An 18,637-nucleotide genomic window follows, 5' to 3' on the forward strand; every position below is an offset into this window, starting at 1 on the left:
TACTGCTGGCACCGCCAGTGCCACCCGTACTGCCCGCACCACCCGCACCGCCTTCCGAGCCACCGCCGTGGGCGCCCTCGCCGTCGCCGCCTGCGCCACCCTGATGGCGGGCAGCGCCGGAGCGATCGTCAACGGCGGCGACTCCACCGAGCGCTACCCGTTCATGGCGACGATCCCGGAGTCCGCCCCCACCCTCGGCCTCCTCGACGGCAACTGCGGCGCCTCGCTGATCGACCCCCAGTGGGTGCTGACCGCCGCGCACTGCATCGCCGTCGAGGGCATCGAACTGGAGGGTATCGTCCGGGTCGGCAGCGACCACCGGAAGACCGGCGGCACCGTCCGGAAGATCGACCGCACCTTCGTCCACCCCGGCTACGTCAACGGCGCGGGCGTCGCCGCCAACAAGGACGACCTCGCCCTCGTCCGCCTGGACCGCCCGGTCGGCGAGCGGCCGATCAGGATCGCCGAGCCCGGACGCCCCGGCACCGCCACCCGGCTGCTCGGCTTCGGCACCACCGTCGACGGCGAGTTCGCCTTCCCCGAGCGGCTCCAGGAGCTGAACACCCGACTGGGCGCCGCGTCCGACTGCGCCCCCGGCTTCGCGGACCGGACCAGGCTGTGCACGGTCTCCACCAAGCCCAAGGCCATGGCCTGCCACGGCGACTCCGGTGGCCCGCAGGTCCAGAAGGGCCGGAACGGGCGCTGGGAGCTGATCGGCGTCACCTCCGGCCCGGGCGCCCTCGGGGTGCCCTGCTCGGAGGGCCCCGGGCTCTACACCAGTGCCTCCGCCTACAAGGGCTGGATCCAGCAGACTTTGAAGGACAACCGCACGTCGACCCACGCCGCCCACGCCGCCGACGCCGCCGACGCCGCGCCGACCGCGGGCTGACCGGACCTGACGGCCCCGCCACGGGCCGCACCGCGTGAGCCGTCCGCCCGGTCGCCGTCCGCCCGGTCGCCGGGCGGACGGCCCTGCGCGACCCGCGCGAGCCGCCCGTCCCAGGCGCCCGTTCACTCGGCGCCGACGACCTCCAGCAGCCGCGCCACCAGCGGGTTCGGGTCGTCCCGGCGCCAGGCGACAGCCACCCGCGTGCGGGCGGTCCCCGGCTCGACCGGCCGGAACGCGACACCCCGCAGCCGGATCCGCCGGATGCTCGCCGGCGCGAGCGAGACCCCCAGTCCCGCCCCGACCAGCGCGCACACCGTCTGCCACTCCACCGCGTGCTGCACGATCCTCGGCGCGAACCCCACAGACCCGCACACCTCCGTGATCCGGTCGTACAGGCGCGGCCCGACCGCCCGGGGGAGCAGCACGAACGGCTCCTCCGCCAACGCGCCCACCCCCACCGTCCGCCGGGCGGCCAGCGGATGGTCCGAGGGCAGCACGGCGACGAACGGCTCGGTCAGGACGGTCCGGAAGCCCAACGCCCCCTCCTCCCCGGCGGGCGGCGGCTCGCGCAGCAGCCCGATGTCGACGGCGTCCTCGTGCAGGGCGGCGAGCTGCGGCGCCGTGGTCATCTCACGGATGTCCAGCTCGACGTCCGGGAACCGCTCCCGGAAGGTCCGCAGCAGCCCCGGCAGGACGGTCAGCGCCAGCGAGGCGGAGAACCCGATCCGCAACCGCCCCGCCCGTCCGCTCCCCACCGCCCGCGCGGCGGCCAGCCCGTCCGCGAGCCCGGCGAGCGCCCGCTGCGCCGAGGGCAGCAGCTCCCGCCCGGCCGGGCTGAGCGCGACCCGCCCGGGCGCGCGGACGAAGAGCGGATGCCCGACCTTCGCCTCCAGCCGGGCGATCTGCTGGCTCAACGGCGGCTGGGCGATACCGAGACGCGCGGCGGCCCGGCCGAAGTGGAGTTCCTCGGCGAGCACGGTGAACGCGTGCAACTGGGGGAGGGGGAGTTCGGGGCGGTCCATATCCCTAGAGATACCAGACGATGGATCCTCGGGTATTGGACGTATCACCGCAGGTCACCTAGCGTTCGGCGCATGACGGAGCGACGTACGATCCTGAGCGGTTCGACCTTCGAGGAACAGATCGGCTACGCCCGCGCGGTCGTCGTCGGCGACCACGTCCACGTGTCCGGCACGACCGGGTACGACTACACGACGATGACGATCGCCGACGGCGTGGTGGAGCAGGCCGAGCAGTGCCTGCGCAACATCGGCGCGGCCCTCGACGAGGCCGGCTGCACCTTCGCGGACGTCGTCCGGGTGCGGTACCTGCTGCCCGAGCGCGCGGACTTCGAGCCGTGCTGGCCGGTGCTGCGGGCCTGCTTCGGGGACGTCCGCCCGGCGGCGACGATGCTGGTCACCGGCCTGGCGGACGAGCGGATGCGGATCGAGATCGAGGTCGACGCGTACCGGCCGCGCGCGGCCGGGGAGTAGCTGCCTTGCGCGAGTGGGAAGTCGGTCCCGCCGACTTCCCACTCCGACTTCTCACTCCGAGTTCCCACTCCGCGCGGGCACTCGTCACGGGCGCCGGCGCACCCGCAGGACGCTGGTGAGCAGCGGGAGGGTGAACTCGCCCTCCGCGGTGGCGGGGTGGCCCGCGAGGTGGGCGCGGGCACGGGCCAGCAGGTCCGCCCGCTCCTGCTCCGGCATCACCAGCACGCCCGCCTTGGTGCCGAGGGTGGCGACCAGGGACTCGGCGGTCCGGCGGTGGCCGTGCGGGAACTCCGCCTGCTCGGGGGCGTGGAACGGGCTGTCCGCGCCGGTCCTGGGCAGGTGCAGCTCCGCCGTCTCGATCCGCCAGGCGGCGGGCACGTCCCGCGGGCCGATCGCGGCCGGGCCGGTGACCCGCGCCAGTCCGGCGACCCAGTCGGTGCCGTCGTCGAAGACGTTCCACAGCCCCGCGAGCACCCCGCCGGGCGCGAGGACGCGGGCGATCTCCGGCCCGGCCGCCGCCATGTCGAACCAGTGCATGGCGTTCCCGGAGACTACGGCGTCCACCGACCCGTCCGGGAGCGGAATCGTTTCCGCACTGCCCTGCAGCGCCCGCACCGAGGGCAGGCCGCGCCGCAGCTCCGCCAGCATCGCCGCGTCGGGCTCGACGGCGGTGATGTCCAACGCGTCGTCCAGCGCGTCGTCCAGCCCGAGCAGGGTGCCGGTGAGCTTCCCGGTCCCTGCTCCGAGGTCCAGGACTCGTGCCCCGGGTGCCCCCGCGAGCGCCCACCGCACGGCCTCGGGCGCGTAGTCCGGCCGGTGCTCGGCGTACGCGCCCGCCGCCGTGCCGAACGAGGTGCGGTGGCGCTGTCGTTCGCCGTCCGTCAGTGCGCGGGTGAATGTCATCGCGGCTCCTGCGCCAGGTGTTGATGTATCGGTCCGATGTATCGAGTCGATACATCGGGACCCTAGGTGCGGTCGTTTGTCGGCGCAAGATCCGCTGCGGCCGGACAGGCGGCGATGCAGGTCCCAACGAGTCGGGTGAGGATGCCGGGTGGGTGGGGAGACGGGCTGCGGTGAGTGGCGGGCGTTGCGCGGCAGCCTCGTCCTCGCACTTTGCAAAGTCGCACTTTGCAAAGTGTGGGAGGGCGAACGCGGTGCAGGCGGACCCTGCGGTGCGGGGGCCGCCATGCAGTGGCATGGACCTTGGGCCAAGGGCCAAAGTCCAAGGTCCAAGGGCCAAGGGCCGTCACTCAGGGGGTCGGGAACTGCCTGCGGTGATCGGGGTGAGCACCCCGGGCGGGGACCGGACTCCCTCTCCGCACTTTGCAAAGTGCGACTTTGCAAAGTGTGGGGAGAAGGACAAGGGCGGCGCAGGGGCCGCCTACGGTGATCGGGGGAGCGTGCGGGGTGCGCGGGCTGTGCGTTCGGCGCAGCTTCGGGCCGGCGGGGGTGGCGGCCAGCGCCGATCCGAACGGCAACTCCCGTGCCACCTTCACGGCTTCGACCGCCGGCACCAGTGACATCAACGCCGTCGGCCGCTGCGTGCCGGACCCGCGAACGGTCTGCCCGCCGTTCGTGGCCCGGTGGAAGGTCGCGGTGGTCGTCTCCTGAGCCACGGCGGATGCCCTCGGTTCCCTCCTCGAAGGGAAGGGCCCGAGGGCGCTTTCGGTGTGCTGTCACCGAGGGGCGGGTGGGGTGGACGTGACGGGGGCGGGGGTCGGACGCGGGACGTGGTGGTGGTTCAGGACGGGGTAGATCCAGGCCACCAGGGCGAGCAGCAGCGTGATCGGCAGGACGGTGCAGGCCGCGGCGGTCATGGCGGTCGCGGCGTCTCCGGGGCGGCGGTCAGGCGGTGGCATCGGTGCCCTCGAACTTCTCCTCGGGCAGGTCGAGTTCGGCCCAGACCGTTTTGGCGCCGGGCTTCCGGGGGAGGGTGCCCCAGCGGTCGGCGAGGGCGTCGACGAGCGTGAGCCCGCGCCCCGACTGCGCGTCGGTGGAGCACGCCCTCGGGTCCGGGAGGACGGGCCGCTTGTCGCCCCGGCAGTCGGACACCTCGATGCGGAGCACGGTGGTGCGCGACCGGCGCACGGAGGTGAGCGAGAGGCTCAGTTCGAACCCGCGCCCCGGTGCGCGCCCGTGGATCGAGGCGTTGGCGGCCAGCTCGGCCACGATGATCAGCGCGGAGTGAAAAGCCTCCGGGCAAAGGGAGTTGACCTCCCAGGAGGCCAGCTGCTCCCTGGCCGTCCGGCGGCCGATCGCGGCCCCTTTGGGGGTGGAAGAGAGGAGCGCGGTGTGGGCGCGCGGGGCCGGGTCGTCGAAGGGGATTTCGGACTTCATGGGGAAAAGCCTGCCCCCCCGGGCTTACGCTGACGATGCATCGGGTGGGCACGGTGAGTGCCTGTATGCGTGCGGAACGTGTTGTGTGACGGCCGTCGGCCGTGACCGGAAAATAGGGGAGGCCGTTATGGCTGAGGTTCGGGGCGGCGGAGACAGCGGCGATGTGCGGCCCGAGTTGGAGGAGGACCTCTCGGAGGTGTCCGACTTCCTCAAGGCGATCGGCAAGCAGATCAAGTTGCTGCGCGAGCGGGCGGGGTTGACGCAGAAGGAGTTCGCCAAGAAGGTCGGGTACACCGAGAGCCTGATCGGCGCGGTGGAGCAGGGGAAGCGAACGCCGCAGCGGGAGTTGCTGGAGGCGGCGGAGCGGGTGTTGGACGCCGGCGGGCTGCTGATCGTCACGTCGGACGACATCGAGAGTGCCAAGGCCAAGGCGCGGGTGCGGCATCCGGAGTGGTTCCGGGGCTATGCGGGCCTGGAGGCCCAGGCGGAGGAGCTCAACAACTGGAGTATGTACGGCATGCCGGGACTACTTCAGACCGAGGACCACGCGCGAGCTGGTTACGCGATGCGTCAGCCGCTCCTTACGGAGGAGACGATCGAGGCCCGTGTAGCGGCTCGCATGGCGCGGCAGGAGGTTCTCACGAGGTGGCCCCGGACCATGTTCAGCTGGGTCATCTGTGAGAGCGTGCTCAGGAGGCCGCTGGGCGGCTGGGGCATTCATGCGGCGCAGTTGCGTCATCTGCTGGAGGTTGGGAATACCAGGGGAATGGTGGTCCAGGTCATGCCGCTCGACCGCACTGACCACGCTGGTATGGGTGGACCGTTCATTCTGATCACCCCGAAGGACCGTTCGCAGATGGGCTACATCGAGGTGCAGACGAGCAGTAGGCTGATCACGGATCAGAGCGAAGTCCGGATCCTGAACGCGCGGTACGGCACGCTCAGGTCGCAGGCGCACACTCCGCCGGAGTCCATGTCGTTGATCGAGAAGATCCTGGGAGAACGATGAGCAGCGAACTGGTGTGGTTCAAGAGCAGCTACAGCAGCAACGAGGGTGGCGAGTGTGTCGAGGTCGCTGACGCGACGTCGGCCGTCCTCGTCCGTGACTCCAAGGACAAATCGGGTCCCCAGCTCACCTTCTCGCCGGCCGCCTGGGAGGCGTTCGTCGAGTTCGCGCAGTCGGTCTGACGACCAGTCTCCCCGCTCAGCGCCTCGCGACCGTCCACCGACCGGTGGACGGTCGCTTTCTGTGTGGGTCCCACCGCTCAGCTGTGTGGGCCGTGCCCTTGGCCCGCAGAGGAGTTGTTCCCTATCCTGGGCGCGCGCCACGACACCCCTCACTCCAGGGAGAGCGATGAGCAGCGAACTGGTCTGGTTCAAGAGCAGCCACAGCGGCAACGAGGGCGGAGCCTGCGTCGAGATCGCCTGGCGCAAGAGCAGCCACAGCGGCAACGAAGGCGGCGAGTGCGTCGAGGTCGCCGAGACGACGGCCGCCGTCCTCGTCCGTGACTCCAAGGACAAGTCCGGCCCCCACCTCACCTTCACCCCGGCCGCCTGGGCGGCCTTCGTCGCCTACGCCCGCTCCGCCTGAGTTCGCGTTCGGGCCCTGCCCGGCCTGCATGGATGGTCGGGTGAACATCTTCTACGAGTACCTGGAGGACCGGGAGTTCGGCCCCGAACGGCGTCCCGTCGTCCAGCGCCTCGCCGAACGGTCGCGTGCCCTGGCCGAGCACGGATCTGCGGCCCGACGATTTCTCCGCGTGGCACGCCCGGGACGCCCGTGGCCGACTCTCCGGACTGTCGCCCTGGGTGCACAGTTGGACCGCGACGGACAGCGCTGCGGTTCACTGGAGCCGCACGACCCCGGGAGCTTCGCCGACTCGGTCGACCTCGGCTGTCGGGAGTCCCTGACCGAGCAGGCCGCCTCGCCCGAGCCGACCCCGGTCGGCCGCCGCACCAGCGCACCGGGCGTCTCCCGTGCCCGCCGACCGCCGTCCCCGCCGAGACCCCGGCCGGCTCGGCGAGCAGTCCCACTGCTACCGGATCCATCCGAGAACCCCCGTTCTGTCCCGCTGACGGATCGTCAAACTGCCTCTAACGTTGGTCCACATGGGGGACAGGGGCGATCAGGATCCGAATATCCACAATCACATCTCGGGTGGGCACTTCCAGGGCCCGGTGTACCAGATCCGGGATGTCCACGGGAACATCACCTTCACCTGGGCGGCACCACCGCAGAGCTCCGAGGAGATCGCCTTCCGCCGGCAGTTCATCGAGGAGACCCGGAGGCAGTGGGCCCGCCAGGAGCGCGAGCGGATGGACGTCCGCATCCGCCGGGGCTGCGGCTGCATCGGCTCCCTCGCCGTGGTCGTGGGGCTCGTCGTCTTCTACAGCGTCTCGCGCGACGGGATCAGCACCTTCTTCCTCTCCCTCCTCGCGATCCCCTTCATCCGCGGCCTGCTCGGCGGTTCCAGGAGATAGCGGGACCGGACTCGGCCGGCTTTCCGGGAGTTCCGGCGCGCCGCGTTCCGGACGGAGATGTTGGGCCTTTCCGACCTGGAAGGAACAGTTCGTTACGCGCGTGGTTGCGCGTGCTGGCTCTCGTAGTCCGCGTGGGTCGCTATCGACTCACCCCGAGAACCGACGCCGGCCACGAACGTGTTGACGGGCCCGTGGATCAAGGGGATTAGGATCCGGTGGCTGGCAATCGATCAGACGGGGGTGCGGTCAGTGGTGGACCACAACAAGAAGGTCGTTCTGGGATTCTTCGAAGCGGTCGGTGATCGTCGGCTCGCAGACCTTCCCCGGTTCATGGCACACGATGTCGTGGACCACAACAAGATCATCCATGGGGAGGCCGACGAGCCGGGGGCCGCGTTCGAGGGCCTTCGTCAGCAGCTGGTCGCGTTCGAGCCGCTCACGGTCCAGGTGGACGAACTGATCGGCGAGGGTGACCAGGTGGTCGCCCGTGTCACGCAGCGCGGAGTCCACGGCGGAACCCACCCGCGCATGCCCGAGCCGACCGGCCGGAGCTTCGAGAACGAGGCGATCTGGATCTTCACCCTGGCCGAGGGCAGGATCACCGAGATCCGTGCCGTGAGTGACCGCCTCGGTCTCTTCCTCCAGCTCGGCTGGGAGTGGCCGGGGGCCGAGTAGCCCCGCCGCGGCTCCCGTTCCAGCTGGACCGTGATGCTGCTGCTGTCGGTGGCGATCACCGGCTGCTCCGTCGGCCAGTACGCGGCCGGCAGCCTGCAGGCCCTCGCGAGGTCGGCCGTGCTTACGTGCGGTTCGCACTCGACGAGCCGGGACTGTTCCGGACCGCCATGGACGGCAGTCCCTCAGGTGTGGGCACACCGGGAACGCCCGGCCACGGGCCGGCTCCCGACCCCGAGGGCCGCCCGAAGCCGGACGCCATTCTCCTGGCGGCCCTCGACCGGCTGACCGAGGCGGGATACCTCCCGCCGCAGGAGACCGGGGCGGCGGTGGTGGCCAGTTGGGCCACCGTGCACGGGCTCGCCACCCTACTGGTCGACCTGCGGCCCGACCTCTCGCCGACCGAGCGGACGGCGGCGATCGACAACGGCCTGCGCGTCCTGCTGCTGGGAATCACGGCGCTGGGTTGGGCGCTCTCCTCGTCCGGGTCGGGCTCCACCATGATCGCGCCCGGGTCAGTCCGGGTCCGGGACGGTGGACAGCACGGCTGCGGCGGCCCGGTCGAAGGGCGCGACGCTGCCCGCCGCCCGGCAGAGGACGTGGGCGCCTTCGAGCGTGACCACCATGAGGGTGGCCAGGTCGGCGGCCCGGGGCTCACTCAGTCCGGCGTGGGTGAGTTTCCCGGTGAGTTCGCCGACCCAGCCGGCGAATCCTTCGGCCGCGACCGCCAGCAGGCTGCCCTGGTCGGCGATGGCCGCTCCGCCGTCGATGGTGACCGCCGCCACCGCGCAACCGCCGCCCCTGGCCGACGCCTCCACCACCGGGCGGACGTTGCCGAGGAACGCCTCCACCACCTCGCGCGGTGTGCGGTCCGGCAGTTCGTGCAGGTGACCGCGGATGTCCGCCGCGTTCTGGCGGGCGGCTTCGAGTGCGAGTTGCTGCTTGCCGCCGGGGAAGTGGTGGTAGATCGCCCCGCGCGCGGCACCGCTCTCCGCCAGGACTTCGGTGAAGGACATCGCGGCCAGGCCGTGGCGCTGCAGCAGCCCGATCGCGGCGCCGATCATGCGGGACTTGGTGTCCGCGGCCATCACTACCCCCTTGACTAGTACGTGCATCCTACTCCAAGCTCGGGTCACTAGGACGCACGTACTAGTGAGTGGCCGCACAGGCCCCGCAATCGGAGGTTCGTGATGGGCAAGGCGTTTCTCTACACCGAGATCCAGGCAGCGGTTCCGTTCGACCAGTTCGACTGGCAGCAGGTCAACGCGTCCTTGAAGACCGCACCGGGCCTGATCCGCAAGACCTGGCTGTCCGGGATCGGCACCCACAGCATCGGCGGTTTCTACGAGTTCGACAGCGCCGAGAACGCCCTGGCCTTCGCCCAGGGCCCCTTCGCCGAGGAGGCTCGCCGGGCCGGCTCCCCGGCGACGACGCGCCTGTTCGACGGTGAGGTCGTCAAGGAGGCCAGCGTCGACCTGGACTCGCCCTACTACAGCTGACACGCCCCCGCCCGCGCCCGCGCCACCCAGGGTGGGGGCGCGGGCAGGGCCGTCGCCCCGATGCTCCAGCCGTGGATCGTGATCACGGACGGGAAGGTCAGGCCCGGGACGCTCCGAGGAACCGCAGCACGGCCAGGACGCGGCGGTGGTCCGCGTCGACCACGGGCAGGTCGAGCTTGGCGAAGATGTTGTTGATGTGTTTTGCCACGGCGCTCTCGCTGACCACCAGCGCCTGCGCGATGCCGGCATTGGAGCGGCCCTCGGCCATCAGGCCGAGCACCTCCCGCTCGCGGGGGGTCAGCCGCGCGAGCGGGTCGCTGTCGCGCCGCAGCAGCAACTGGGCCACGACCTGCGGGTCCAGGGCCATACCCCCGTCCGCCACCCGCCGGACCGCCGCCACGAAGTCGGCGACATCGGCGACCCGCTGCTTGAGCAGATAGCCCACACCGCTGGTGTTCGCGGACAGCAGGTCGGCCGCGTACCGCTCCTCCACGTACTGCGAGAGCAGCACCACCGCCGTCCCCGGCCAGCGCCGACGGATCTCCATCGCCGCCCGCACCCCCTCGTCCGTGAAGCCGGGCGGCATCCGGACGTCGATCAGGGCGAGATCGGGCCGGTGCTCCGCCACCGCCGCCAACAGCCCCTCCGCGTCGCCGGCTTCCGCGGCGACCTGGAACCCGCCCATCTCCAGCACCTTGATCAGGCCGACCCGCAACAACACCGAATCCTCGGCGATCACCGCGCGCACGGCAGCTCCGCGGTGATGGTGGTGGGCCCGCCGACGGGGCTGCTGACGTGGAAGGCCCCGTCGAGGGAGCCGACCCGCTTGGCCAGCCCGGTCAGCCCCGTGCCGGCGGCGGCGTCGGCACCGCCCAGCCCGTCGTCGGTGACGCGCACTCGCAGCACCTCGCCGACCTGGCGGACTATCACCTCCGCCTGCAGCGCGTGGGCGTGTTTCGTCGTATTGGTCAGCGCCTCGGAGATCACGAAGTACGCGACCGACTCCACGTGGGGCGCCACCCGCTCCTCCAGGTCGACCCGCAGCCGCACCGGCAGCGGCGTGCGGGCGGCCAGCCCGGACAGCGCCGCGTCCAGACCTCGGTCCTCGAGCACGGCCGGATGCAGCCCCCGCACCAGGTCATTGAGTTCGGCGATCGCCTCCTTCGCCTCCAGATGCGCCCCCGCGAGGACCTCGCGGGCATCACCCGGCAGGTCCGGCCGGGTGGCAATGGCCAGACCCAGGTTGACCGCGAGCGACACCAACCGCTGCTGGGTGCCGTCGTGCAGGTCGCGCTCGATCCGGCGGCGCTCCGCGTCGACGGCCTCGATCAAGTCCGTCCGGCTCACGGCCAGCTGATCGACCCGCTCCTGGAGCCGCTGCGCCCGACTGGGCCCGAGCAGGCCCAACGCCAGCCGCGCCTCGGCCCGGGCTACTGCCCGCGCCGTCCAGGGCAGGCCGCACAGGAGGATGAGCCCGGCCGCCGCCGTGTAGGCCGGCAGCTGGTTCAGGTGGCCGAACCAGTCCCGGCGGAATCCGGCCGGCAGCGTCCATGACCCGGCGAAGGCGATGACGCCCGCCAGGCACGCCGCTGCCGCCGCGAGCACCAGCAGCTCCAGCAGCGCGAGCAGCGGAGCCAGCAGGAGGTGGTAGCCGATCTTGCGCCAGGGCCGCACCGCCGCGAGCCACCGGGCGGTCGAGGCCCACGTCCGTGGCGCCGGCCCGGTGGGGTCGGGCCGGGGGACGTCCACACCGATGAGCACCCGGTAGCGAGCCCGCTGAACGCCCGTCAGCCCCGGGGTGCAGAGCAGGACCAGGACGGCCGACACGGAAACCGGAAGGAGCCAGTCCCCCGTCCTGGCGGCAGTCGTCGCCGCCCAGGCCCACACGGGCACCAGCGCCAGGTGCGGCAGCACACCGGCGGCAAGAAAGCCGGTGTCCCGCCGCGCCCGGAGGACCGTGCGTCTCAGTCCAGCTGGAATCGTCATGGCACGACGCTAGGGCACCGCAGCAGGGTGATGCCATGAAACCTGTACCCGATTTCATGGTGAACCTAGTACCAGGTGTGGACCTTGCTCCTGGCCCGAGGGCGGACAGCGCCCCGGCCCTGGCCACCTGATCAGCCGTCCCCGACCAGAGCCATTGCTCAGCGCTTTCCCGTAGTGGAAAGCGCGGCCCCTTGCCTTTCGGCAGGATGAGCATGAACCATCGACCCGACAACAGAACGAGGAGGAACAGTGGCTCTTCGCAAACTGTCCGGCGACTCGGACTGCAAGAGCGGCACCTGCCCGACGCTGTGGGAGACGGAGGACAACACCGCCTTCCTCGTGCAGGGTTACGTGGTCACCGACCCCGAGCAGCTCGCCCAGATCGACCTTCCCCAGGGCGAGACCGTGGCCCGCGTCCACGTCCTCGCCTCGCCCCTGACCGACTACCTGCGGTACGAACTCTCCGCCTACCCGGGGAACATCGCGGCGGGCGAGACCATCGGCATCATCGACCGGGCAGCCCGTCCGGTGGCCGGGCTGCCTGACCACGACTTCTGGCTCTTCGACGACACTGACGCCTACCGCATGCACTACACGGCGGACGGCAGATTCACCGGGGCCGAACACCTCCCCGCGGAAGCCACCCCCGAATACCGCCGCTACCAGCGGATCGCCGAGACGAACGCGGTCCCCTTCGCCGAGTACTGGCGGCAGCACCGGCCTTGAGTACTGCCGAAGACATCGGAAAGGCCCTACGAGCCCTGCGTCATGCCTCGGAACTCACCGGGGAGACCGTGGCCCGTAGGGCTTCCATGTCTCCGGGCAAGTTGAGCAGGATCGAGCACGGGAAGGTGCTCCCGAGCGTCGTGGATGTCGACCTCGTCCTCACGGCACTCGGTGTGTCCGAAGCGGCCAAGGAGCAGTTCCTCGAACAGGCTCGTGTCGCCGTCACGGAGGCGACCGCCTGGCGGCTCATCCACCGCACGGGGTTCTGGAAGCACCAGCAGGCGATCCAGGCCATCGAGCAGCGCACGACCGAGCTGAGGCTCTTCCAGGGACAGTTGGTTCCCGGGCTGCTCCAGACGCCGGAGTACATCTCGGCGGTCTTCGACCTCCTGCCCGACCTGTCGGAGGAATCGCGGATCAGGACCGCCGCCGCCCGGCTGGCCCGGCAGCAGGCACTCCACGACCAGAGCCGCTCCTTCCACTTCCTGATCTGCGAGCACGTGCTGCGGTGGAGAGTCTGCGACGCGACGGTCATGGTCGGGCAATTGGACCGGCTCGTCTCGCTCTCCCGCCTTCCCAACGTGGCCGTCGGCCTGCTCCTCCAGGACGCTCGGATGCCCGACTTCCCGATGACCTGCTTCAGCCTTCACGACGACCGCCTCGCCATCGTGGAGACGTTCCACTCGGAGATCACCACCCGGGACCCCAAGGACCTCAGGGCCTACCGGGAGACCTTCGACCGCTTCGCCGCCGCGGCCGTCCACGACGACCCGATGCGCGTTGCCGTCGAAGGCGTCAGGGACGATTACCTGCGCGGCTCGGTAGGGGCTTGAGTCTCCCGTGGGGGGAGACGCGAGAGTAGGGGCATGGACGGGGACACGCTCTTCACGATCGGCGACCTGGCCCGGCGCACCGGGCTGACGGTCAAGACCATCCGGTTCTGGTCGGATTCCGGGATCGTGCCGCCGACCGACCGCAGCGCGGCCGGCTACCGGCTCTACGACCTCGGCGCGCTCGCGCGCCTCGACCTGGTGCGCACCCTGCGCGAACTCGGCCTCGACCTCGCCGTAGTCCGGCGGGTGCTGGACCGCGAGGTCTCGGTGGCCGAGGTCGCGGCGGCGCACGCCGACGCCCTGGAGGTGCAGATCCGCGTCCTCCGCCTGCGGCGCGCGGTGCTGCGCGCGGTGGCCGAACGCGATTCCACTCCCGAGGAAATGGACCTCATGCACAAGCTCGCAAAGCTCTCCTACGACGAACGCCGACGCCTGATCACGGACTTCATCGACGACACCTTCGGCGGGCTCGACGCCAACGCCGAGTTCGTCGACATGATGCGCTCGGCCATGCCCGAACTGCCGGACGACCCCGGACCCGAGCAGGTCGAAGCCTGGGTGGAACTCGCCGAACTCACCCAGGACCCGGACTTCCGTGCCGCCGTCCGCCGCATGGCGGAGTACCAGGCGGCCGAACGCGCCCGGGGCGACCGCACCGGCCTGCACCACGACCTCACCGAGGCCGTCCGCGACCAGGTCGGCCGCGCGCTCGAGGCCGGTCTCGCTCCGGCCTCGCCCGAGGCCGCGGCCGTCGTCGACGCCCTGACCGCGCGCTACGCGCAGACCTTCGACCGCGCCGACGACGCGGACCTGCGGCTCTGGCTGCTGGCCCGCCTGGAGATCGCCGGCGACCCGCGTGCGGAGCGCTACTGGCACCTGCTGTCCGTCATCAACGGGTGGCCCGTCCAGGCCGGCCTGGCGCCGGTGTTCGGCTGGTTCACGGACGCCCTGCGCGCCCGAAGCTCGTAGCGGCTCCCGCGCGGGGCGGTGTGGCTCCCACGCGGGGCGGTATGCCTCCCACGGGGGAGGGGGATCATCCACGGGGACGACCCCCCTCCGCCGCCGTCCTGCCACGGTGGAGTCATGTCGATCAAGAGCGGTACGGGCACGCGGTGGGGGTACGCCGTAGCGGTGTGGGGGGTGCTGTTCGCGGTGCCGAGCTTCCTCTGGGCGATGGGGAGCACCTTCGGCGCGCGGTCGACCGTGGCGCCCGAACTGGTGCGGCTCGCCCAGGACCGGGTGCCGTGGTTCCTGGCCGTCCTGTGGGTGACGGGCTTCCTCAAGCTCCTCGGGGCGGCCATCGGCATCGGCCTGACGCGCCTCCGGGGCCGTCTGACCGGCCGCGCCCTGGTGTTCTGCGGCGGCGGCGGGGCGGTCCTCCTCCTCTGGCACGGCGGCCTCTTCGTCGTCCACGGCATCCTCGTCGAGACCGGCGCCAGCGCCGTCGACGCCGACCTCCTCGGCCTCACCCACTGGTACCTCTACCTGTGGGGCCCGTGGTTCATCGCCGGCGGCCTCGCCTTCGCCGCCGCGACCGCCCACTACCTCCGCCACCACCCCGACCCCCGCCCCGCCCGAATCCGCGCCACCCTCGGCGCCACCGGAGCCCTCCTCCTCTCCCTGGCCTCCACCGCCACCGGCATCGGCTGACCCGCAGGAAGTCGGCCCGCCCGACTTCCTGCGCACCGCCCCGGTCTTGCCCTTCACACCGGCTCCGGCTCAGGAGGTGAGCAGCCTGCGGACCGCGTCGCTGACTTCGGGCAGCTTGTCGGGCTGGGCCCACTGGTGGGCGTCATGCTCGGTCAGGACGATCGGCTCGGTCTTCTCCACGGTGACGGCGAAGTTGAACTGGCGGGTGGTGCCGCCGTAGCTGTTCCCGTAGTCGAAGTGACCGATATAACCGATTACCTGGCTGATGGTCAGGCCAGTCTCCTCATTCGTCTCACGACGCAGGGCATCCAGGATGGTCTCCCCGGCCTCGACCCTCCCGGAGGGGACCTCCCACAGGCCACCCATGTAGTCATCGGGGTTACGGCGCAGGAGCAGGACCCGCCCGTCGTGGCTGATCACGGCGGCGGCGACGAAGCCGGTGATGCCGGCGGCCGAGGCATCGGCCGCCAGGCCGGCCACGAACTCGGGAGAGGTGACGGTCACAGCAGCTCCTTGTGATGGTCGCTGATCTTCATGGCCGCGCGGGCGTACTGCCCGGCCGGCTCCAGATCCTGCTCACGATGCCAGACCGGAAGCTTGCTCGGCGACCTCCAGGAAGTCGGCCCGCCCGACTTCCTGTGCACCGCCCCGATTTCGCGTTCCCGCAAGGCGCCGCGCTTGCCACCCATGGGCGGGAATCGGGAACATCGACCAGCATGACGATCGACATAGGCGGCGCATTGCGGAAGCTCCGTCAGGCGGCGGGGAAAGAGGCCAAGGCGGTCGCCCGTGGCGCCGCCATGTCGCCGTCCCAGCTGAGCAGGATCGAGACCGGCAGAACCACGCCCTCCACCATCGACGTCGAGCGGATCCTCTCCGCCATCGGCGTTCCCGACGCCGTGCGTGCCGATCTCGTCGAGATGGCCCGCCGGGAGGCTACCGAGACCGTTGCCTGGCGGTTCCTCCGGCGAGCGGGGTTCCACCATCACCAGGACAGCATCCGCGCGGTCGAGGCGGAGACGGCGGTGCAGCGGGTCTTCCAACCCTCCTGCGTCCCCGGTCTCTGCCAGACCCCGGAGTACGTACGGGCCGTCCTCGCCCCCAAAGGGCTCACGCCCGATGTCCTGGCGCGCACCGTGGCGGCCCGGCTCGAACGGCAGTCGGTGCTCTTCGATGCGCGGAAGTCCTTCCGCTACCTGATCACCGAGTCCGTCCTGCGCTGGCTGATCGTCCCGCCCGCGCAGATGGCGGTGCAGATCGACAGGATCATGGCCCTGTCCCGGCTTCCGAACGTGCATATCGGAGTTGTTCCGCTCTCCGCACGCATGACGGAGGTCAGTTCCTCCTCCTTCATCGTCTACGACAATCGGCTGGTCATTGTGGAGATCCCGCACGCCGAGATCTCCACCACCGATCCCAAGGACGTGGACCTCTATCTGGCGCGCTTCCGCCGATTCGAGCAGGTGTCCCTGGATGGCGATGCGATGCGCGAAATGCTCGCGCACCTCCGGGACGAGTTCTTGCGGCAACGGGAAACCTCCTGATTCCCCCTCGGATCCACCCCTACCGTGGAGCCCGCCCGCCGGAATTCGGCGGGCAGAAGGTGAGGGAGATCCATGTCCACCGCAGTATTGCCGGTGCTGGACGAACTGGTCGGCCCGGAGCGTCCGTTCGCGTTCAGGTTCCTGAGCCCGGTCACGGGCGCCGGAGGCATCCTCGCGTCCGACCTCGGGTACGACGAGGTGACGCAGACCTGCACCTACGCGGGCCTGCCGCCCGGCGTCTACATGACCAGCAACCCGCCGAAGACCTACGGTCCGACGCAGCCCTCCGGTGAGATGGACGCGCCGGACGATCCCGGAAGCAGCAACGACTGAGATGTCCGACTCCGGAGCCGTTCTCGTGATCACGGGGACGTTCGACCCGACCGCCGATCTGGTGATCGAGGAACTCAACCGGCGTGCGGTGCCGGTCTTCCGGGCGGACACGGCATGGTTCCCGTCGAGGCTGGCCGTCGCGGCCGGCCTCGACGGACCGACCGGGTGGCACGGGACGGTCGCCACCGGCCACCGCGTGCTGGACCTCGCCGCAGTCCGATCCGTTTACTACCGCCGCCCGACCCCGTCCGACTTTCCTCCCGAACTCCCCGCGGAGGCCCGGGCGGTGGCGGCCGCCGAAGCCCGGCGCGGCTTCGGCGGCCTGCTGGCGGCGCTGCCGGCCCGGTGGCTCCCGCCGCCGGGCCGGGCCGCCGAGGCCGAGTCCAAGCCGCTGCAACTACGAGTGGCGGCGGAGTCCGGGCTGCGCGTCCCCCGCACGCTGATTACCAACTGCCCCGGTTCCGCAGCGGAGTTCGCCGAGGGGATCGGCGGGCCGGTCGTCTACAAGCCGTTCACCCCGGTCCGGGGGACGGTCGGCGGGCAGTCGGTCGCGGTCTACGCGAGCCTGCTCCGGCCGGAGGACCTCGGGCATCCGTCGATCGCCACGACCGCGCACCTGTTCCAGGAATGGGTGCCCAAGGCGTACGAGGTCCGGCTCACAGCGGTCGCGCGGCGGCTGTTCGCCGCCGAGATCCACGCGGGCTCGGCCGCCGCCCGGGTGGACTGGCGCAGCGACTACGACAGCCTGGACTACCGCGTGTGCGAGCCGCCGCGCGCTGTGGCGGCGGGTGTGCACCGCGTACTGGAGCAACTCGGGCTGCCGTACGGGGCGTTCGACTTCGTCGTCACGCCCTCCGGCGAATGGGTGTTCCTGGAGGTCAACCCCAACGGGCAGTACGGGTTCGTCGAGCAGGCGACGGGGCTGCCCATCACCGCTGCCATCTGCGACTACCTGGAAGGAAGCAGCACATGACCGCGGAACTCGAAGCGAGGATCCGGCTGGCCCGGGAGGTCGAGCGGGGGGCGTCCGTGCTCTCCTCCCGGGTGGTCGAAGCCTTTCTCAACGTGCCGAGGCATCCGTTCGTCCCGGCCTTCTACCGGCGTGACGGTGCGAAGTACGTTCCGACGCGCGGCCCCGGGCCGGCGTGGCTGCGGGCCGTGTACGCGGACGAGGTGCTGGTGACCGAGGTGGACGGGGTGCGCGCCGAGGACGCGCCGGAGGGCGGGGTCGCCGGGGAGGCGACCTCCTCCTCCACCGCGCCCGGGCTGATGGCGGAGATGCTGGACGCGCTCGACGTCCGGCCCGGCAACCGGGTGTGGGAGGTCGGGACCGGCACCGGGTACAACGCCGGGCTGCTCTGCCACCTCGCGGGCGCCGGGGGCGTCACCACCGTCGACCGCACCGCGCGCCTGGTGGACGCGGCGCGGGAGCGGCTGCGGGAGGTCGGCTTCGAGCCCGCCGTCCTGCGGGCCGACGGTGCGGGCACGCCCCCGGCGGGCGGGCCGTTCGACCGGATCATCGCCACCTGCGCCGTCCGCCGCGTCCCCCCGGCGTGGCTGGAGCAGTGCGTGACCGGCGGGGTGATCGTCGCGCCGATCGGCAACGCGCTCGGCGGCGGCGCGGTCGCCTGCCTCACCAAGCTGCCCGGCGGCGGTGCGGCGGGCCGGTTCCTGCACCGGCCCGCCGCGTTCATGCCCCTGCGGGCGGACGCCGCGGCGGAACCCGGGAAGATCCCGGCGCAGGTCACGGCGCAGGTCACGGGCCGGCGTCGGACGAGCGTCGTCGGCGCCCGCGTCCTGGACGACCACGCCTTCTCGTTCTGGGCCGGGCTCTGCCTGCCCCGGACCGTCCTCCGGGACGGCGGCACCCTGCACGACCCGGCGGACGGCTCGACCGCCCACGTCGACGACCACCGGGACCACCCCGGCCGCCCGTCCGCCGTCACCACGAGCGGGCCGCGGGACCTCTGGCAGCTCGTCGAGTCCGCCTGGACCGGCTGGCGGAGCCACCACCGCCCCCGCCGCGAGTGGCTCACGCTGACCGTCCGCGCCGACGGCCCGCAGACGGTCGGCTTCACCGCGCCCGACGGCGGGACGACGTCCTGGCTGCTCTGAGCGCGGTGCCGCCGATCGGTGGACAGTCGCCCCGCAGCCGGGTGTCCTCCGGCGCCGCCCCGGCGGGTACTGGTAGCTG

26 protein-coding genes and 1 pseudogene are annotated in these 18,637 nt (G+C 71.5%); 18 read left to right on the forward strand and 9 right to left on the reverse strand.

What is annotated here, in order from left to right; all coding sequences use genetic code 11:
* Positions 1 to 67: 67 nt before the first annotated feature.
* A complete protein-coding gene (locus SM793_RS10605; protein ID WP_413815922.1) occupies positions 68 to 889 on the forward strand; it encodes a S1 family peptidase in 822 nt (273 codons plus the stop codon).
* Between the two features lie 122 nt (positions 890 to 1,011).
* On the opposite strand, the gene SM793_RS10610 is transcribed toward SM793_RS10605, so the two are convergent.
* A complete protein-coding gene (locus SM793_RS10610) occupies positions 1,012 to 1,911 on the reverse strand; it encodes a LysR family transcriptional regulator (protein ID WP_320437842.1) in 900 nt (299 codons plus the stop codon).
* Positions 1,912 to 1,983: 72 nt separating this feature from the next.
* Here SM793_RS10610 and SM793_RS10615 point away from each other — a divergent pair, with 72 nt between their 5' ends.
* On the forward strand, positions 1,984 to 2,382 hold the full coding sequence (locus SM793_RS10615) for a RidA family protein (RefSeq protein WP_320437843.1): 399 nt from the start codon (positions 1,984 to 1,986) through the stop codon (positions 2,380 to 2,382).
* A gap of 84 nt (positions 2,383 to 2,466) precedes the next feature.
* Here the strand turns inward: SM793_RS10615 and SM793_RS10620 are convergent, their stop codons facing one another.
* Positions 2,467 to 3,285 (reverse strand): class I SAM-dependent methyltransferase, encoded by an 819-nt coding sequence (locus tag SM793_RS10620; RefSeq protein ID WP_320437844.1) that lies wholly within the window; start codon positions 3,283 to 3,285, stop codon positions 2,467 to 2,469.
* A 504-nt stretch (positions 3,286 to 3,789) separates the two neighbouring features.
* On the opposite strand from SM793_RS10620, the gene SM793_RS10625 reads away from it, so the two are divergent.
* Positions 3,790 to 3,993 (forward strand): hypothetical protein, encoded by a 204-nt coding sequence (locus tag SM793_RS10625; RefSeq protein ID WP_320437845.1) that lies wholly within the window; start codon positions 3,790 to 3,792, stop codon positions 3,991 to 3,993.
* Positions 3,994 to 4,058: 65 nt separating this feature from the next.
* On the opposite strand, the gene SM793_RS10630 is transcribed toward SM793_RS10625, so the two are convergent.
* A complete protein-coding gene (locus SM793_RS10630) occupies positions 4,059 to 4,241 on the reverse strand; it encodes a hypothetical protein (RefSeq protein WP_320437846.1) in 183 nt (60 codons plus the stop codon).
* The gene (locus tag SM793_RS10635) at positions 4,228 to 4,719 is read right to left on the reverse strand and encodes an ATP-binding protein (protein WP_320437847.1); all 492 of its coding nucleotides are present in this window, start codon (positions 4,717 to 4,719) and stop codon (positions 4,228 to 4,230) included. Before SM793_RS10635 ends, SM793_RS10630 begins: the two co-directional genes overlap by 14 nt.
* 127 nt (positions 4,720 to 4,846) lie before the next feature.
* Between SM793_RS10635 and SM793_RS10640 the strand changes: the two genes are divergently transcribed.
* The 6 genes and pseudogenes from SM793_RS10640 to SM793_RS36375 form a co-directional block, all read left to right on the forward strand.
* Positions 4,847 to 5,728, forward strand: coding sequence for a helix-turn-helix transcriptional regulator (locus SM793_RS10640; protein WP_320437848.1), 882 nt, complete (start codon positions 4,847 to 4,849; stop codon positions 5,726 to 5,728).
* The gene (locus tag SM793_RS10645; protein ID WP_320437849.1) at positions 5,725 to 5,907 is read left to right on the forward strand and encodes a DUF397 domain-containing protein; all 183 of its coding nucleotides are present in this window, start codon (positions 5,725 to 5,727) and stop codon (positions 5,905 to 5,907) included. Before SM793_RS10640 ends, SM793_RS10645 begins: the two co-directional genes overlap by 4 nt.
* A 166-nt stretch (positions 5,908 to 6,073) precedes the next feature.
* Positions 6,074 to 6,310 (forward strand): DUF397 domain-containing protein, encoded by a 237-nt coding sequence (locus tag SM793_RS10650; protein WP_320437850.1) that lies wholly within the window; start codon positions 6,074 to 6,076, stop codon positions 6,308 to 6,310.
* A 518-nt stretch (positions 6,311 to 6,828) separates the two neighbouring features.
* Positions 6,829 to 7,200, forward strand: coding sequence for a hypothetical protein (locus SM793_RS10655; protein WP_320437851.1), 372 nt, complete (start codon positions 6,829 to 6,831; stop codon positions 7,198 to 7,200).
* A gap of 330 nt (positions 7,201 to 7,530) precedes the next feature.
* Complete coding sequence (locus SM793_RS10660) at positions 7,531 to 7,875, forward strand: ester cyclase (RefSeq protein WP_320437919.1); 345 nt, start codon at positions 7,531 to 7,533, stop codon at positions 7,873 to 7,875.
* A pseudogene (locus tag SM793_RS36375) lies at positions 7,857 to 8,297 on the forward strand (TetR-like C-terminal domain-containing protein); the annotation flags it as partial. The gene SM793_RS10660 and the pseudogene SM793_RS36375, both read left to right, overlap by 19 nt.
* A 90-nt stretch (positions 8,298 to 8,387) precedes the next feature.
* On the opposite strand, the gene SM793_RS10665 reads toward SM793_RS36375, so the two are convergent.
* The gene (locus tag SM793_RS10665; RefSeq protein ID WP_320437852.1) at positions 8,388 to 8,960 is read right to left on the reverse strand and encodes a TetR/AcrR family transcriptional regulator; all 573 of its coding nucleotides are present in this window, start codon (positions 8,958 to 8,960) and stop codon (positions 8,388 to 8,390) included.
* 102 nt (positions 8,961 to 9,062) lie between these two features.
* Here SM793_RS10665 and SM793_RS10670 point away from each other — a divergent pair, with 102 nt between their 5' ends.
* Entirely contained in the window at positions 9,063 to 9,371 is a 309-nt protein-coding gene (locus SM793_RS10670) for a hypothetical protein (protein ID WP_320437853.1), read from the forward strand.
* A 97-nt stretch (positions 9,372 to 9,468) separates the two neighbouring features.
* On the opposite strand, the gene SM793_RS10675 is transcribed toward SM793_RS10670, so the two are convergent.
* On the reverse strand, positions 9,469 to 10,119 hold the full coding sequence (locus SM793_RS10675) for a response regulator transcription factor (protein WP_320437854.1): 651 nt from the start codon (positions 10,117 to 10,119) through the stop codon (positions 9,469 to 9,471).
* Entirely contained in the window at positions 10,107 to 11,357 is a 1,251-nt protein-coding gene (locus SM793_RS10680; protein ID WP_320437855.1) for a sensor histidine kinase, read from the reverse strand. Before SM793_RS10680 ends, SM793_RS10675 begins: the two co-directional genes overlap by 13 nt.
* 249 nt (positions 11,358 to 11,606) lie before the next feature.
* Here SM793_RS10680 and SM793_RS10685 point away from each other — a divergent pair, with 249 nt between their 5' ends.
* From SM793_RS10685 to SM793_RS10700, 4 genes are all read left to right on the forward strand, one after another.
* The gene (locus SM793_RS10685) at positions 11,607 to 12,083 is read left to right on the forward strand and encodes a DUF6879 family protein (RefSeq protein ID WP_320437856.1); all 477 of its coding nucleotides are present in this window, start codon (positions 11,607 to 11,609) and stop codon (positions 12,081 to 12,083) included.
* The gene (locus tag SM793_RS10690) at positions 12,080 to 12,916 is read left to right on the forward strand and encodes a helix-turn-helix transcriptional regulator (protein WP_320437857.1); all 837 of its coding nucleotides are present in this window, start codon (positions 12,080 to 12,082) and stop codon (positions 12,914 to 12,916) included. The genes SM793_RS10685 and SM793_RS10690 overlap by 4 nt, the downstream gene beginning before the upstream one ends.
* Before the next feature lie 33 nt (positions 12,917 to 12,949).
* Positions 12,950 to 13,885 (forward strand): MerR family transcriptional regulator, encoded by a 936-nt coding sequence (locus SM793_RS10695; protein WP_320437858.1) that lies wholly within the window; start codon positions 12,950 to 12,952, stop codon positions 13,883 to 13,885.
* 114 nt (positions 13,886 to 13,999) lie between these two features.
* Positions 14,000 to 14,566, forward strand: a complete 567-nt coding sequence (locus tag SM793_RS10700; RefSeq protein WP_320437859.1) for a DUF3995 domain-containing protein — start codon at positions 14,000 to 14,002, stop codon at positions 14,564 to 14,566.
* Positions 14,567 to 14,635: 69 nt separating this feature from the next.
* Here SM793_RS10700 and SM793_RS10705 read toward each other — a convergent pair whose 3' ends face one another.
* Positions 14,636 to 15,070 carry an NUDIX domain-containing protein gene (locus SM793_RS10705; protein WP_320437860.1) on the reverse strand — a complete coding sequence of 145 codons (435 nt, stop codon included), beginning with the start codon at positions 15,068 to 15,070 and terminating at the stop codon, positions 14,636 to 14,638.
* Positions 15,067 to 15,255: a hypothetical protein gene (locus SM793_RS10710; protein ID WP_320437861.1), complete on the reverse strand. Its 189-nt coding sequence runs from the start codon at positions 15,253 to 15,255 to the stop codon at positions 15,067 to 15,069. The genes SM793_RS10705 and SM793_RS10710 overlap by 4 nt, the downstream gene beginning before the upstream one ends.
* A 27-nt stretch (positions 15,256 to 15,282) precedes the next feature.
* On the opposite strand from SM793_RS10710, the gene SM793_RS10715 reads away from it, so the two are divergent.
* From SM793_RS10715 to SM793_RS10730, 4 genes are all read left to right on the forward strand, one after another.
* Positions 15,283 to 16,110, forward strand: a complete 828-nt coding sequence (locus tag SM793_RS10715; RefSeq protein ID WP_320437862.1) for a helix-turn-helix transcriptional regulator — start codon at positions 15,283 to 15,285, stop codon at positions 16,108 to 16,110.
* A 72-nt stretch (positions 16,111 to 16,182) separates the two neighbouring features.
* Positions 16,183 to 16,443, forward strand: coding sequence for a hypothetical protein (locus tag SM793_RS10720; protein WP_320437863.1), 261 nt, complete (start codon positions 16,183 to 16,185; stop codon positions 16,441 to 16,443).
* Between the two features lies 1 nt (position 16,444).
* Positions 16,445 to 17,416 carry an ATP-grasp ribosomal peptide maturase gene (tgmB, locus tag SM793_RS10725; protein ID WP_320437864.1) on the forward strand — a complete coding sequence of 324 codons (972 nt, stop codon included), beginning with the start codon at positions 16,445 to 16,447 and terminating at the stop codon, positions 17,414 to 17,416.
* A complete protein-coding gene (locus SM793_RS10730) occupies positions 17,413 to 18,558 on the forward strand; it encodes a methyltransferase domain-containing protein (protein ID WP_320437865.1) in 1,146 nt (381 codons plus the stop codon). Before tgmB ends, SM793_RS10730 begins: the two co-directional genes overlap by 4 nt.
* Positions 18,559 to 18,637 lie beyond the last annotated feature (79 nt).

It is taken from the genome of Kitasatospora purpeofusca, assembly GCF_034043715.1.
Taxonomy (GTDB): domain Bacteria; phylum Actinomycetota; class Actinomycetes; order Streptomycetales; family Streptomycetaceae; genus Kitasatospora; species Kitasatospora purpeofusca_A.